The following is a 14,366-nucleotide window of genomic DNA, read 5'->3' as shown; positions in this document are numbered from 1 at the left end:
GGCGTCAGGGCAGGGTGGTCGAGGACACCGTTTCCGGGGCGCGTTCGTGCAGGACCACGGTGTCGCCACCCAGCAGCGCCTTCAGCGTGATCCGGTTGCCGATCGGGTGCGACATCGGCGCGATCAGCAGCACGCGCTGCGGCCCGTCCGGATTCGGCTCGACCATGCGTGCCAGTTCCTCGTACTCGCCGCTGTAACGCACGGTGTTCCCATCCTCCGCCGGGAACACCGTCTCCACCGCGCGCGGCATCACGATGTCACCCTCGGCCGCCTTCGTCCCGCGGCCTTCCACCAGGAGCGGGCAGTCCGGGTCCGAGGACAGCACGTGGTCCGCCTCGACGTCGTCGTCTTCGCACGACAGGTCCGCGCGATGCAGTACCCGGGCACCACGAAGCTGTGCCGCGATTTGCAGGAGAATTGTTTCCGGCATGTTGCCACCGGTTATCGCGACCGTTTCTCCCGGGGAAATTCCCTCGTTTTTCAGTGTCGTATGCAACCGTCTCAGTGTGTCAAAGGTCTCCTGGTAGCTCATCGACCGGCTGCGGTGGGCGAAGGCGATCTTGTCGCCGCCCTCGCACAGCACGTCGAGGATGCGGGTCAGGAACAGACTGGAGTCGCCCACGTTTCCCCCGTTCGGCGCTGAAGCAAGGTTACCGATCCCAGGTCACCACAAGATCCGGGACCGCGAAAGGAATTGTGTCACCCGGCACAAGGGAAATCAGTTCGAAATCCGATTGTTCAGGTTCGTATCCAAGTGACGAGGGGTTCCCCTGGCAGGTTCGGGTCGCCGCTGAGCCCTATCCGGGTGAACCCGCAGCGCTCGGCCACCGCCTCCGACGCCGAGTTGTCCGGATGGTGCCGGTAGGCGATCTCGCGCAGTTCGAGCGCGCCGAACCCGAAACGCACCGCCGCGTTGACCGCGACGACGCTGATCCCGCGGCCTCGCGCGGCCGGATGGACCCACAGCGCGACCTCGCCGTGCCCGTCCTCGAGGTCCAGTTCCTTGAGCCCGATCTCGCCCAGCAGCGCGCCCGTGGTCGGCTCGGCGATCGCCCACGAGCAGCGCTCGTCCCGGTACCACTCCGCCGCGCGCTGGTTCACGTACTTGCCGGCCTCGGTGAGGTTCCGCACGCGGTAGTTGACGATGTAGCGGGAGTGCTCGGCGTCGGCGAACGCTTCCACCAGCGTGGGCCGGTCGTCCAGGCGCTCGTCCGCGCGTAACTGGCGCAGGTAGTACTCGCCCGCGTTGATCTCCACCGGTTGCATGGGGCTAGCGCGACCTCGCTCCGAACGCCAGCGCGACCACGACGGGCAGCAGGAACACGAGCCACAGCCCGCGGGCCACGGTGAAGTACAGCATAAGCGCGACGATCGCCGCGATCGGGACCGCGGCGCCGAACCGGCGGACCGGTGCCACGGACCGGGCGGCCGGTGCGGGAGCCGCCCGCAGCACGCTGGGATGCGGCTCCGGCAGGTCCGCGAACAGGGGCGCCAGGTCCCCGCGCGTCTTGGCCGCGGTGACCTTCGCCGACCGGGTGCCGTACTCGTCGATGTCCAGGCGTCCGGTCCGGACGTGCTCGGACAGCGCCTCGATCGCCTCGTCGCGCTCAGCGTCGCTGAGCCGCATGTCCGCGCTCACGTGCCGATCGTACGACGCCTACGACCACCGGTGGCCGCGGTGGCGATCACGGCCGTGGTGGCGGTCCTTGTCCCAGTCCTTGCCCCACAGGCCCTGGCCGACCGCCCCGAACACGAACGGCACCGCGATGAACCACCACAGGTGCGTGGTGAGGCCCAGCACGATGGCACCGACGAACAGGAGCGGGAGCACGGCTGCGGCGACCCGCTGGCCCAGCGGGCGATCGGTGTACGCGACCGGGCCCGAGCGCTTCGGGGCCGGGACGGCCGCCTGCTTCGGGGGCTCGCCGAGCACCGGGTGGGGCGCGGGCAGGTCGCCGAACAGCCCGGCCAGTTCGCGCCGGGTCTTCGCCGCGGTGACCTGCGCCGACCGCTCGCCGTACTCGTCCACGGTGAGCCGCCCGGCGCTCATGTGCTCGCCGAGCGCCTTCAGCGCGCTTTCCCGATCGGCGTCGCCGATCCGCATGTCTGGTTCGGGGACCTCGTCCACGCTTCGATGTTATGCCGGAACGGGCGGGCTCAGCCCGTGATTTCGAGGAGAGAAGCGCCCTGAGTCACGGCGGAACCGACCTCGACGGACAAGCCGGTGACCGTTCCGGCCTTGTGGGCCGTCACCGGGTTCTCCATCTTCATCGCCTCCAGCACGACGACGAGTTCGCCGGCCTCGACCTGCTGGCCTTCCTCGACGGCCACCTTGACGATCGTGCCCTGCATCGGCGCGGTCACCGCGTCGCCGCTGACCGTGGCCTTGGTGCCGCCCGCTCGCTTGCGGGGCGCCGCCTTCTGTGCCGCGCCGCCACCGCCGCCGAGCGCCAGGTCACCGGGCAGCGACACTTCGAGCCGCCGGCCGCCGACCTCGACGACCACCGTCTGCCGGGGCTCGGCTTCCTCCTCGGCTCCGGCGCCGTCGGTGAACGGCTCGATCTGGTTGTCGAACTCGGTCTCGATCCAGCGGGTGTGCACGCTGAACGACTCGCCGTCGCCGATGAACGCCGGATCGCGCACGATCGCGCGGTGGAACGGGAGCACGGTCGCCATCCCTTCGGCGACCATCTCCTCCAGCGCGCGCCGGCTGCGCTCGAGCGCGTTCTCCCGGTCGGAGCCGGTGACGATCAGCTTCGCGAGCATCGAGTCGAACTGGCCGCCGATGACGCTGCCGGTCTGCACGCCCGAGTCGACCCGGACGCCGGGGCCTTCCGGGAAGACCAGCTTCCTCACGGTGCCGGGCGCGGGCAGGAAGTTGCGCCCGGCGTCCTCGCCGTTGATCCGGAACTCGATCGAATGGCCGCGGGGCTGCGGATCCTCGGTGAAGCGGAGCTTCTCGCCGCGGGCGATCCGGAACATCTCGCGGACCAGGTCGATGCCGGTGGTCTCCTCGGAAACGGGGTGCTCGACCTGCAGCCGGGTGTTGACCTCCAGGAACGAGATCGTGCCGTCGGTGCCCACCAGGTACTCGACGGTGCCCGCTCCGGAGTACCCCGCTTCCCTGCAGATCGCCTTGGCGGAACTGTGGATCGTGGCGCGCTGCTCCTCGGTCAGGAAGGGCGCGGGCGCTTCCTCGACGAGCTTCTGGTGCCGCCGCTGCAACGAGCAGTCGCGGGTGCCGACGACGATCGCGTTGCCGTGCTTGTCGGCCAGGACCTGGGCCTCGACGTGCCGCGGCTTGTCCAGGTAGCGCTCGACGAAGCACTCGCCACGGCCGAAGGCGGCCACGGCCTCCCGGGTGGCCGACTCGAACAGTTCGGGGATCTCTTCGATCGTGCGCGCGACCTTCAGCCCGCGGCCACCGCCGCCGAACGCGGCCTTGATCGCGACGGGCAGGCCGTTCTCCTGCGCGAAGGCGATGATCTCGCCGGCTCCGCCGACCGGTTCCTTGGTGCCGGGCACCAGCGGCGCGCCTGCCTTCATCGCGATGTGCCGCGCGGTCACCTTGTCGCCGAGGTTGCGGATCGCCTCCGGGCCCGGGCCGATCCAGGTCAGGCCGGCGTCGATCACCGCCTGGGCGAAATCGGCGTTCTCCGACAGGAAGCCGTAGCCGGGGTGGACCGAGTCCGCGCCCGAGCGCTTCGCCACGTCGATGAGCTTGTCGATGACCAGGTAGCTCTCCGCCGCGGTGGTGCCGCCGAGCGCGAACGCCTCGTCGGCGAGGCGGACGTGCGGGGCGTCCCGGTCGGGTTCGGCGTACACGGCGACGCTGGCCACGCCCGCGTCCCTGGCCGCTCTGATCACCCGGACCGCGATCTCGCCCCGGTTGGCGACCAGGATCTTGGTGACCGGTCCGCCGGTGGCCTGCTCGGGCACGCCCTACCTCCAGAAACTCCGATTCCGCCCCGGAGCGTCCCACGAGCCGCGGGGCATTTCCGCAGTTTACGGGCCGGGTGTCCTCGTGCGGTGAGAGGCGGCTCACGCTTACCCTGGCGCGGAGGGGGAAGGAGTGCGCGCGTGGTTCCTCGGTCGGTTGTGGTCACGGCGGTCGTCGCCGCGCTGGTCACGGTCGGTGCACTGGCCGGCGTCGCATCCCTGCGCGACCGGGGTGAGGCCCCTCGGCTGGAGGCGGCCGCACCGGCGATTTCGCAGCAGGGCTCCAGTGCCGAGTGCGGCAACGGGCCGTGCCGCACGCTGACCACCCAATCGGTCGACGGTGCGCGGGTGGAGTTGCTCGCGGACGCCGCGGGCGGCAACGGCCGGTTCCAGTCGGGCGGCCAGGTCATCCAGACCAGCATCACCGAACTGGGCGCGCGGCTCGACACGAACTCGCTTTCGTGCGTCGCCGCCTCGGTTTCGGCTTGCCTGGTGACTGCGCCGTTGAACGGCGGGCGGCTCGGCGAACTCCTCGTCGACCGGGGCGGCGACTGGCGTTCGATGGACAAGCCCTACTTTTCGACCGCGGGAGTGGTCGTGCTGGGCGATGTCCTCGGCACCGACGCGCCCGAGGTCACGGTCGTCGAATCATCCCCGGTGCTGGCGCGCATGTACGGCCTCGACGGGGCGGTGCTCGGTTGCACGAGGACCTACACGTATCTCTCGCAACTCCGTGGGTGGCCGGATGTCCGGCTCAGCGCCTCGGACGTGCGGCGCTGTTCTTAGCGCGACCACAGATCGGTGACGGACACCCCGACTTCGGCCAGCAGGCGCCGGGTGAGCGGCAGGCTGATGCCGATGACACTCGACGGATCGCCGTCGATCCCGTCGATGAACCAGCCGCCGAACCCGTCGAGGGTGAACGCCCCGGCGACCTCGAGCGGCTCGCCGGTGCCGATATAGGCCTCGATCTCTTCGGGCGACGGGTCGGCGAACCGGATTCGTGTCGTGTGGCTGCCGGTGGCCCGCCTGGTCGGTTCGCCGCCCTCCAGCCTCACCACCGCGTGCCCGGTGAGCAGGTCGCCGGTGCGGCCGGCCTGCAGTGCCCAGCGCTTGCGGGCGACCTCGGCCGTACCGGGCTTGCCGAGCATCTCGCCGTCGATCGACAGCATCGAGTCGCAGCCGACGACCACCGCGTCGGAGTGCGTGCCGGCGACGGTTTCCAGCACCGCCTCGGCCTTCGCCACCGCGAGCGCGATGACGAGCCCGGCCGGGGACGGATCGGTCAGCGTCGCGGCCACGGCGTCTTCGTCGACACCGGAGACCACGACACTCGGATCGACACCGGCCGCGCGAAGCACGCCGAGCCGGGCGGGGGACTGGGACGCTAAGACGAAACGCACGGTCTATGAGCGTAGAGCAGGCTCGGTGCCGGCGGGCGCGGGCTCGGGCCGGGCGACCCGCTTCATCGCGGTCGCGGCGATCGCGCCGAGCAGCAGCACCGCGGCCGGCAGGATCAGCGTCTCGCGCGTCGCCGTGGTCAGCGCGACGGGGGCATTACCGCGCTCGGCGGCCATGGCCGTGGTGATGCGGGCCTGCAGCAGCACGCCGATCGCCGCGCTGCCGAGCACGCCGCCGACCTGTCGCGCGGTGTTGAAGATGCCCGACGCGGCGCCTGCGAGCGTGCGCTCGACCGAGCTCATCGTGACGTTGCTCATCGGCGCGAACACCGAGCCCGTGCCGAGCCCGCACAGCAGCAGCGCGGGGATCAGGGCCCACGGGCTCGTGTCCGCCCGGGCCTGCGCCGCGATCGCAGCGAGGCCGCCGGCGAGCGCGACGAACCCGAACATCACCAGGTACTTGGCGTTGACCTTGTCGGAAAGGCGCCCGATGAACGGCGCGACGATGCCGGACAGCAGCGACATCGGCGCGGTCAGCAGGCCGGCCTTCGTCGGGCTCAGGCCGAGCACGTCCTGGACGTAGACGACGAGCGGGACGAACATGCCGGTGATCGCGAAGCCGATCGCCACGGCGGTGACGGTGCCGGCGGAGAAGTTGCGGTTGCCGAACACCCGCAGCGGCAGCAGCGGTTCGCGCCTGTTGAACCGTTGCCACACCACGAAAGCCGCCAGCAGCAGCACACCCGCGCCGATGATCTCGAAGATGTTCACCGCGCCGAACACGGTGCCCCAGTTGTACTGCTGGCCGTTCTGGATGCCGAAGACGAGGCAGAACAGGCCCACGGAGGAGAGCACGATGCCGGGGATGTCGAAGGAATGCGAATGCTTCGGCTGCCAGTCCGGCACCAGGATCATCGTCGCCACGATCGCGATCACGCCGATCGGCACGTTCACGAAGAAGATCCACTCCCAGCCGAGCCCGTCGACCAGGACGCCGCCCAGCAGCGGGCCGGCGATCGTGGCGAGCCCCGCGACGCCGCCCCACATGCCCATCGCCGGGCCGCGTTCGGCCGGTTTGAACAGGTGCGTGATGAACGCGAGGGTCTGCGGGGTCATCAGCGCGGCGCCGAGGCCCTGCACCGCGCGGGCCGTGATCAGCATCTCGACGTTGCCGGACAGGCCGCACCACAGCGAGGCGAGGGTGAAGACGACGAGCCCCGCGAGGTAGACGCGTTTCGGTCCGAACCGGTCGCCGAGGCGGCTGGTGAACAGCATCGGGACGGCGTAGGTGAGCAGGTAGACCGACAGCACCCAGACCACGGAGTTGAGCGAGGTGTGCAGTTCCCGGACCATCGCGGGAATCGCGATGGACACGATGGTCGTGTCCAGCAGGATCATGAAGAAACCCAGGCACAGCGCGGAAAGCGCCGCCCACGGGCTAGCCTGTCTGTTCATTCCCGGTTTCCTTGGTGTCCACAATGGATAGATGGGCGAGGTTCTCCGGCTTCGGCGCGTTGCCGGGCCACGGGATCCGGCCGGACTCGAGATCGGCGATCAGCCCTTCGGTCCAGGCCAGTTCCGACTTGCGCTGGTGGTGGCTGAAGGCATGCTCGATCCACCACATGTCGGGCAGGTCCTCCTTGAGTACCTGCTCGATGACCACCTCGTCGGCGGCGATGCGGGCCTTCAGGTTGACCACTCGCCGCTTGAGCTGTTCGACGGCGTCGCCCTCGTCGAGTTCGTTCGCCGCGGACAGCGCGACCGGGTACTGCGGGTACTCCTGCGCCGGTGTGCTGAGCATGTCGCGGACCTGGTCGGAGAAGGTGTCCTGACCCTTTTCCGTCATGGCGTAGACGGTGCGTTCCGGGCGGCGTCCTTGCCGCTGGGTGTCGACGACCTCGATGAACTGCTGCGCTTCGAGGCGTTCGACCGTGTGGTAGAGCGAGCCGGGCCGGAGCTTGACGCGCAGGTCGACGCGGCGGTGCCGCATGATCTGCGTCATTTCGTAGGGATGCATGGGTTTCTCGTGCAGCAGTTCGAGGATCGCCATCGCGAGAGGCGTCAGCGGTTGCTTCGCCGCGGCCACCGGTGATCAGTCCCTTCGAAGATCCATCCCGTATATTCCACATGGACTATACGGGGCGGAGTGACAGTTGTCGAGGTCGCGAAAGCCCGGACCGGTCCCCGTGCCGTTGGGTACTGTGAACCGCCCGGAGTTCCCGGCTCGACTCATGGGGGTCACACGGTGGTGGATCCGATTTCCTCCGCACTGCTCACCGCGCTCGGCGCCACCTTCTCCGCCCTCCATCAGTGGGGAGTCGAGCGCGCGGCGGACCGGATCACCGACTGGGGCCGGGAGCGCGTGCTCGGCGATCCCGCCCGCGTCCTGCCGCAGATCACCCGTGAACTCGCCGAGTTGCGCCGGGCCGAGTTCGGCGGCCTGCCCGAGAACGAGTGGGCCGCGGTTCAGATCGCGGTGGCCGAGTCGTTGCGCGCCGCGGATTTCGGTGAACTGCTGGAGACCTCGCCGCGCGTGCTCGTCAGCGTCAACCGCCTGCGCGCGCACGTCCGCACGGCCGGGCGGCCGGTGCTGCGCTCGGCCGCGCTCGGCGAGTCCGGCCGTGCCGCCTACCACCGGCTCCTCCGGCACAGCTGCCACCAGATCGCGAAACAGGCGCGGGCGCTCGACACCGTGATGCGGTCGCTCCACGCCGAAACCGCCGAAGGGGTGGACGAACTCAAGCACCGTCTCGACGATCTCGCCCGCGAACCGGAAGGGCGGGCGGCCGAGTTCGAGCGCGCGTATGTGCGTTACGTCGCCGACGATCACGCGAAGTTCGAGCTGTTCCAGGTCAGCATGGGCCGCGCTCCGGCGCTGCACGCGTTCGAACAGTTCTACCGCGCGCCCTCCCTCGCGCGGCGGCATCCGGCCGATGGGACCGAACTGACCGGCGCCGGGACGGACAGCGCGAACGCGATCGGCTCCGCGCGCCGCGTCGTGCTGCTCGGTGGCGCGGGCGCGGGCAAGACGACCTTCCTGCACTGGCTCGCGCACACCGCGGCGGCTTCCGTCCGCGACGGCCGCGATGGCCCGTGGCGCGACGATATCCCGTTCTTCTTGTCACTGCGCCAGTTCACCGACCGGCCGCTGCCCGACCCGGAGGACCTGGTCACCGTCACCGCCCGGCCGCTCGCCGGGGAGAAACCCGACCACTGGGTGAGTTCGGTGTTGCGCTCGGGCCGCGCGATGATTCTGGTCGACGGTGTCGACGAGTTGCTGCTGGAGCGGCGCGAAGAGATCCGGCGCTGGGTCGCGGGGCTCGTGCGCGCGTACCCGAACGCCAGATACGTGATCAGCACCCGCCCGTCCGCCGTTCCTGACGAATGGCCCGGTGCCGGGTTCGCGCGCTTCGAGCTGCTTCCCCTGAGCAGCAACGGTTTGCGCGATCTCATCCGGCACTGGTACCAGGCGGCGCGTGAGCTGGAGCCCGATCCGGAGCAGCGGGCCTGGCTCGGCGACTGTGAACGGCGGCTCGCGCAGAGCCTCGCGACCCGGCCGGACGTGCGCAGCCTGGTGTCCAGCCCGCTGCTGTGCTCGCTGCTGTGTGCCTTGTACCGCAAGGAGGACATGTACCTGCCGCAGAGCCGTAAGGAGCTGCTGGACAAGGCGCTCGAGCTGCTGCTGGGCCCGTGGGACTCCCGGCGCGGGATCGCGGTCGAGGACGGGCTGGAGATGTCCGCCAACGAGAAGATGATTCTCCTGGAACGCTTCGCCGCGCCCATGGTCCGCAACGCGGAACTGCTCATCGCCCCCGAGACGGCGGCGCAGCGGTTCGGGCGCGCGATGTCGGGGCTGCGGTCGGAGGCGCGCGAGCTGGCACCCGAGCAGGTGCTGCGGCATATGCTCGAGCGCACCGGGCTGCTGCGTGAGCGCGACGGCCGGATCCAGTTCGTGCACCGGACCTTCCGCGATTTCCTGGCGGCGGGCGAATTCGTCAAGGCCGGTGAGCTGGGTTACCTCATCGAGCACGCGCACGACGACTCGCTCATCGAGGTGGTCTTCATGGCGGCCGCGCAGGCGCGGGCGCGCGAGGCCGGGGAACTGCTCGGGCGGCTGCTCGAACGCGCCCGCCGCCGGGTGACGAGGAAGGACCGCGAGACCGCGGACAGGCTCGAACTGCTCGCCGCCGCGTCACTCGGCTACGTCGACGTGATCGACCCGGAGCATGTGCGCACGGATGTCCTCGGCGCGGTCCGCCGGCTCATCCCGCCGGGGACGTTCCACGACGCCGAACTGCTGGCGAGAGCCGGTGGTTTCGTGGTGGACCTGTTGCCGGGGCCGATCGAGGTCGGCAAGTACGCGGACGAGACGGGTGCGGATCGTGCCGAGGTCACGGCCAGGGTGCTCCGCACGCTCGCGTTGATCGGCGGCGAAGAGGCGTGGGAGAAGATCCAGGCGTTCGGCGACACCGACCGCGGGGTGGTGATCGACGAGCTGCTGCGTGCATGGCGGCAGTTCGACCACTCCGAGAGCTACGCGCGCACCTTGCTGTCCAATGTGGATTTCGGCGAGCGGGTGCTGGAGGTGCACCGGTGGGATTCGCTGACGCGGCTGCGGTATCTGCGCAAGCTCACGGCGGTGCAGCTGGTCGGCGATCTCGCGCTCACCGACCGGGAGGGCAGGCGGCCGCTCGCGGAGATCCCGCGGTTGCGGCATCTGGAGATCCGGGCGAACGAGGTCGCCGAGGATCTGTCCGGGCTCGGCGGCTGCGCGGCATTGCGGGTGTTGTGGATTTCCGGCTACAGCCGGTTGCGTGACCTGTCCGCGCTGGCCGGGCTCGGTGTGGAGGAGTTGCGGCTGCATACGACGGGCGGTTTCGGTGAACTGCGCGTGCCGCAGTTGGCGACGCTCGCGGGCGCGCCGCTGCGGCTGTTGTCGGTCCGGCATCCCGCGCTCGAGCGTGGGCTGGGTGTGCTGCCGGCGGACCTCCCGCTGACGGAGCTCGTGCTGGACGGGCGCGCGGAATACCGTTCCCTGCAAGGGATCGAGCGGTTCACCGGGCTGGAAAAGGTGACCGTGCACGGGGTTCCGAGCGTCGAGGAGGTGCGGCTGCTCGGCGAACTGCCCGCCCTGAAGCGGCTGGTCGTGCACGGTGCGGCGCCGGCCGCCGACCTGGTCCGGCTGCGCCCGCTCACCGGCGTGGCCGCCGAACTGCGCGACGTGACCGACCGCTCCGCCGCCCGCAAGGCCCTCCCCAACGCCGAGATCTCGCGGACTAGTGTCGTGTGATCCTGTCCGGTTTACGTTGCCGTGTTTGCCCGTTGAGTCGGTGGGTTTGTCCGCTGCGGTGTCGAGTTGGCTGGTCCGGTCGCTGATTTTGTCCTAGGCGACAGCGGCCGGCCAACTCGATGACGCCCCGAGCCAACTCAGCGACGCCAAGGGCCAACTCAGTACCCTGGCGAACAAACACACCCGCGCGCAAAGACAACAAGATCACGAAACACTACGTGAGGTGGGTGCTGATGGCGAGGATGTGGTCGGAGATGAGGGCGTGCAAGGGGGCTAGCTGCGCGGCGGCCAGGAGATCGCAGATGCGGGTGTGCTCTTCGAGGATGATGCGGGGGCGGTTCGACGTGTCGCGGCTCAGGACGGTGTTGACCATGCGCAGCTGCCGGTCCCGCAGTCCCGAATAGAACTCGTCGAACAGGGCGTTGCCCGCGGCGTGCACCAGCGTCGCGTGGAAGTCCCGGTCGATCGAGGTGAAGCGCGGGTCCGGGTACTTCAGCGCGCGCTGCTCGGCCAGTACTTTCCGCATCTCGTCGGCCACTTCGCGGTGCCGCCCCGACTCGATGATCTTCGCGGCCGCGTGCCGTTCGAGGAAGATCCGGGCCTCCGCGATGTCCTCGGCCTCACGCGCCGAAACGGGCACCACCAGCGCGCCCCGCTTGGGGTAGAGCTTCAGCAGCCCCTCGCTCGCCAGGCGCAGGAACGCCTCCCGCACCGGCGTCCGCGACAGGTCGACCTCGTCGGCGACCTCGCCCTCACTGATCAGGCGGCCGCCCTCGAACCGGCCGTCCAGGATCCGCTCCTTCGTCCACCGGTACGCGCGCTCGCCCGCGCCGCCCTGTGAGCGGTCCCTCGTTGACATGCACGCATGGTAACGACCAGCCTGATAGATACCAGATAGATGCAACGGGAGGCGTGCTGTGCACAAGGCGTGGTTCATGTGGGGGTTGGGTGCGCTCTGCTACCTGACCGCGCTGTTCCACCGGATGAGCCTTTCGGTCGCCGGACTCACCGCTCAGCAGCGGTTTTCCGTCGACGCGACCGGTCTGGCCGTGTTCTCCGTGGTCCAGCTCGTGCTCTACGCCCTGTTGCAGGTGCCGGTCGGCGTCGCGGCCGACCGGTTCGGCCCGCGCCGCCTCCTGCTGACCGGGATGGCGCTGATGGCCGCGGGATCGACGATCTTCGCGGTCGCCACGGCCTATCCGCTCGCCATCACCGGCCGTGCGCTGATCGGCGCGGGCGACGCCTTCCTGTTCGTCAACGTGCTTCGCCTGGCGCACAACTGGTTCCCCGGCCGCCGCTATGCGCTCGTCGCGGCGCTGACCGGCATGGTCGGCGGCGTCGGCCAGCTGATCGCGACCGCACCACTCGCGGCGCTGCTCACCGGGTTCGGCTGGACCACGGCGTTCCTCGCCGCGGGCGTGGTGACCGCGGAGCTGCTGGCGATCGTCGCGGTGCTGCTACGCGAAAGCCCATCCGGTTCGGTCGCGCCCGTCGTCACCGGCGAACCGCTGCGCGAAAGCCTTCGCCAGGCCTGGCGGAACCGCGGCACCCGGCATGCGATGTGGACGCACTTCACGCTCATGGGCACGTTCGTGTCGTTCACCGCCGTGCTCGGCCAGCCGTACCTGGTCAGCGCGCAAGGCCGGACGCCGGGCTCGGCCAGTGCGCTGCTGAGTGTCGTGGTGATCGGGTTCGTGCTGGTCAGCGCCATCGCCGGGCAGGTGGGCTCACGCCGCCCCGAACTGCGGGCGCGACTGGTCGCGGTCTCGGCGTCGGTGAGCGCGGTGTGCTGGATCATGCTCGTCGCGGTGCCGGGACCACTTCCACGGGTGGTGCTCGCGCCCGTGCTGTTCCTGATGGGTGCGGCCGGCGGCGTGAGCATGCTCGCCTTCGACCTCGCCCGCACCTCGAACCACGGCCACCGGGCCGGGATCGCGAGCGGCGTGGCGAACATGGGCGGGTTCTGCTTCGCAGTGGTAGCCGAACTGGGTGTCGGGATCCTGGTCGACACGCTCGTCGCGCACGGCCTGCCCTCGGCGGAAGCCCACAGGCTGGCGTTCGGTGTCGTGCTGGTGATGGCACTCGCGGGCACGTTCCGGCTGTTCAGCCTGCACAACCACGCCGGCGTCCGGCCCCAGCGCGAGCTGGAGCCGGTGGCCTAAGCCGACTCGCCGATGATCTCGTCGGCGACCCAGTGCGCGACGCCTTCCGGATATGGGGACGCCAGCCCCAGGATGATGTGACCGAACCCGGCGTTGACGGCTTCGGCGATCGCCTCTCTCGTGTCATCGGGCCGGTCGTAGGGGACCGGCAGGTGGATCGAGCGGGTCACCGACGCGGGGTCGCGGCCGATCTCGGTGCAGAAGCGGTCCAGCAAAGCGCTGCGGCTGACCGCGTCTTCGATGTCGCAGCCCGAGCCGCAGCCGGTCGGTTCGCGCGGCCAGCGCAGACAGCAGTGTCCAGCCTTCGTAGGTGGGTCCGCCGGGGTCGCCGAAGATCGGCATGAGGTGATCGAACAGCCACGCGTGCTCGATCCGCGGGATCGCGTCGGCCTCGCGCCATACACGCAGCACTTCGGGATAGCTCACCTGCGACGGGCGGTCATGATCCCGAACCGGGTTGTCTGTGACACGGTCGATTCCTTCGGTCAGCGGCGTCGCAGTGCCGGGTCGAGTAGGGACGGGGGCGCGTCGAACTTCTCCTCAGGGGCAAGATCGACGCCCGGGGCGACGATCGTGTCGATCGCGTCGAGTACGTCGGCGGGCAGCACGGTGTCCGCGGCGGCGAGGTGGGAGCGCAGGTGCTCCAGCGTGCGCGGGCCGATGATCGCGCTCGTCACGGCCGGGTGCGCGGTCACGAACCCGAGCGCGAGTTGGATCATCGTCAGGCCCGCGTCGTCAGCGACCTTGGCCAGTTGCTCGACGGCGTCGAGCCTGGCCCGGTTGCCGGGAATGCCGGTGTCGAAGCGTTCCGGACTCAATTTGGCGCGATTGGTCATGATCTCCTGGCCTGCCCGGACCGCGCCGGAGAGCCAGCCCGAGGCCAGCGGGCTCCAAACCAGCACGCCGAGCCCGTACTCCTCGGCGACCGGCAGCACATGACTCTCGACGCCGCGCTGCAGGATCGAATAGCTGGGTTGCTCGGTGACGTACCGGCTCAGATGGTTGTCCCGGGCGGCCCACAGCGCCTGCACGATGCGGTACGCGGGGAAGGTCGAGGAGCCGAAGTAGCGGATCTTGCCGGCGCGCTGCAGGTCGGTCAGCGCGGAAAGCGTTTCCTCGTCGCTGGTCCGCGGGTCCCACCGGTGGATCTGGTACAGGTCGACGTGGTCGACGCCGAGGCGGCGCAGGCTGTCGTCGAGCGCGGTGACCAGCCAGCGACGGGAACTGCCCTGGTGGTTGCGCTCGTCCCCGATGGGCATCGTGGCCTTCGTGGCGAGCACGATGTCGTCACGCCGCCCGGCGATGGCCTTGCCGACCATCGCTTCGGACTCGCCGTCGCCGTACATGTCGGCGGTGTCGACGAGGTTGATCCCGCCGTCGAGGGCGGCGTCGACGATCGCGGTGGCGTCGTCCTGATTCGTCCGCCCGATAGCGCCGAAGTTCATCGCTCCCAGCACGAGGGAACTGACCTGGACTCCGGTGCGGCCCAGGGTGCGGTAGTGCATGACGTGTCTCCTCTGGCAATATTGGTCAATCGGAACACTGCTCCATCTAACTTACCGGAGCAGCGTTCCG

At 69.7% G+C, this 14,366-nt stretch carries 13 protein-coding genes and 1 pseudogene; 3 read left to right on the top strand and 11 right to left on the bottom strand.

Annotated features, from left to right (window positions below; all coding sequences use genetic code 11):
* Window positions 1-4: 4 nt before the first annotated feature.
* The 5 genes from FG385_RS30460 to FG385_RS30440 all read right to left on the bottom strand — a co-directional run bounded on the left by FG385_RS30460 (window position 5) and on the right by FG385_RS30440 (window position 3,939).
* Window positions 5-622, bottom strand: coding sequence for an AMP-binding protein (locus tag FG385_RS30460; protein ID WP_139100253.1), 618 nt, complete (start codon window positions 620-622; stop codon window positions 5-7).
* Between the two features lie 116 nt (window positions 623-738).
* On the bottom strand, window positions 739-1,266 hold the full coding sequence (locus FG385_RS30455; RefSeq protein WP_139100252.1) for a GNAT family N-acetyltransferase: 528 nt from the start codon (window positions 1,264-1,266) through the stop codon (window positions 739-741).
* A 4-nt stretch (window positions 1,267-1,270) separates the two neighbouring features.
* The gene (locus FG385_RS30450) at window positions 1,271-1,627 is read right to left on the bottom strand and encodes a DUF1707 SHOCT-like domain-containing protein (RefSeq protein WP_139100269.1); all 357 of its coding nucleotides are present in this window, start codon (window positions 1,625-1,627) and stop codon (window positions 1,271-1,273) included.
* A 30-nt stretch (window positions 1,628-1,657) separates the two neighbouring features.
* Window positions 1,658-2,128 carry a DUF1707 SHOCT-like domain-containing protein gene (locus tag FG385_RS30445; RefSeq protein WP_139100251.1) on the bottom strand — a complete coding sequence of 157 codons (471 nt, stop codon included), beginning with the start codon at window positions 2,126-2,128 and terminating at the stop codon, window positions 1,658-1,660.
* 29 nt (window positions 2,129-2,157) lie between these two features.
* A complete protein-coding gene (locus tag FG385_RS30440) occupies window positions 2,158-3,939 on the bottom strand; it encodes an acetyl/propionyl/methylcrotonyl-CoA carboxylase subunit alpha (RefSeq protein ID WP_139100250.1) in 1,782 nt (593 codons plus the stop codon).
* 141 nt (window positions 3,940-4,080) lie between these two features.
* Between FG385_RS30440 and FG385_RS30435 the strand changes: the two genes are divergently transcribed.
* Window positions 4,081-4,725: a hypothetical protein gene (locus FG385_RS30435; RefSeq protein ID WP_235022888.1), complete on the top strand. Its 645-nt coding sequence runs from the start codon at window positions 4,081-4,083 to the stop codon at window positions 4,723-4,725.
* Here FG385_RS30435 and FG385_RS30430 read toward each other — a convergent pair.
* Genes FG385_RS30430 through FG385_RS30420 form a run of 3 tightly spaced genes read right to left on the bottom strand, consistent with a single transcriptional unit; the run spans window position 4,722 to window position 7,425 of the window.
* Entirely contained in the window at window positions 4,722-5,342 is a 621-nt protein-coding gene (locus FG385_RS30430; protein WP_139100249.1) for a Maf family protein, read from the bottom strand. The two genes, FG385_RS30435 and FG385_RS30430, sit on opposite strands and share 4 nt — an antisense overlap.
* A gap of 3 nt (window positions 5,343-5,345) precedes the next feature.
* Window positions 5,346-6,794 carry a DHA2 family efflux MFS transporter permease subunit gene (locus FG385_RS30425; RefSeq protein ID WP_139100248.1) on the bottom strand — a complete coding sequence of 483 codons (1,449 nt, stop codon included), beginning with the start codon at window positions 6,792-6,794 and terminating at the stop codon, window positions 5,346-5,348.
* Entirely contained in the window at window positions 6,778-7,425 is a 648-nt protein-coding gene (locus FG385_RS30420; protein ID WP_235022887.1) for a PadR family transcriptional regulator, read from the bottom strand. Before FG385_RS30420 ends, FG385_RS30425 begins: the two co-directional genes overlap by 17 nt.
* A 159-nt stretch (window positions 7,426-7,584) precedes the next feature.
* Here FG385_RS30420 and FG385_RS30415 point away from each other — a divergent pair, with 159 nt between their 5' ends.
* Window positions 7,585-10,629, top strand: a complete 3,045-nt coding sequence (locus FG385_RS30415; RefSeq protein WP_139100247.1) for an NACHT domain-containing protein — start codon at window positions 7,585-7,587, stop codon at window positions 10,627-10,629.
* 214 nt (window positions 10,630-10,843) lie between these two features.
* Here the strand turns inward: FG385_RS30415 and FG385_RS30410 are convergent, their stop codons facing one another.
* Complete coding sequence (locus FG385_RS30410; RefSeq protein WP_139100246.1) at window positions 10,844-11,488, bottom strand: GntR family transcriptional regulator; 645 nt, start codon at window positions 11,486-11,488, stop codon at window positions 10,844-10,846.
* Window positions 11,489-11,564: 76 nt separating this feature from the next.
* Here FG385_RS30410 and FG385_RS30405 point away from each other — a divergent pair, with 76 nt between their 5' ends.
* Complete coding sequence (locus tag FG385_RS30405; RefSeq protein ID WP_139100245.1) at window positions 11,565-12,791, top strand: MFS transporter; 1,227 nt, start codon at window positions 11,565-11,567, stop codon at window positions 12,789-12,791.
* Here the strand turns inward: FG385_RS30405 and FG385_RS30400 are convergent.
* Window positions 12,788-13,234, bottom strand: a pseudogene (locus tag FG385_RS30400) (hypothetical protein). The gene FG385_RS30405 and the pseudogene FG385_RS30400 overlap by 4 nt on opposite strands.
* 42 nt (window positions 13,235-13,276) lie before the next feature.
* Window positions 13,277-14,296, bottom strand: coding sequence for an aldo/keto reductase (locus tag FG385_RS30395; protein WP_139100244.1), 1,020 nt, complete (start codon window positions 14,294-14,296; stop codon window positions 13,277-13,279).
* Between the last annotated feature and the right edge of the window lie 70 nt (window positions 14,297-14,366).

The sequence above is a fragment of the Amycolatopsis alkalitolerans genome, assembly GCF_006152065.1.
Taxonomy (GTDB): domain Bacteria; phylum Actinomycetota; class Actinomycetes; order Mycobacteriales; family Pseudonocardiaceae; genus Amycolatopsis_E; species Amycolatopsis_E alkalitolerans.
This window is presented reverse-complemented; position numbering and strand designations above follow the sequence as displayed.

What these genes read in the sequence shown, in the direction of transcription:
- FG385_RS30395 (WP_139100244.1), bottom strand. Translation starts at nt 14,296, where the DNA reads ATGCACTACCGCACCCTGGGCCGCACCGGAGTCCAGGTCAGTTCCCTC.
- FG385_RS30405 (WP_139100245.1), top strand. Translation starts at nt 11,565, where the DNA reads ATGTGGGGGTTGGGTGCGCTCTGCTACCTGACCGCGCTGTTCCACCGG.
- FG385_RS30425 (WP_139100248.1), bottom strand. Translation starts at nt 6,794, where the DNA reads ATGAACAGACAGGCTAGCCCGTGGGCGGCGCTTTCCGCGCTGTGCCTG.
- FG385_RS30455 (WP_139100252.1), bottom strand. Translation starts at nt 1,266, where the DNA reads ATGCAACCGGTGGAGATCAACGCGGGCGAGTACTACCTGCGCCAGTTA.
- FG385_RS30450 (WP_139100269.1), bottom strand. Translation starts at nt 1,627, where the DNA reads ATGCGGCTCAGCGACGCTGAGCGCGACGAGGCGATCGAGGCGCTGTCC.
- FG385_RS30410 (WP_139100246.1), bottom strand. Translation starts at nt 11,488, where the DNA reads ATGTCAACGAGGGACCGCTCACAGGGCGGCGCGGGCGAGCGCGCGTAC.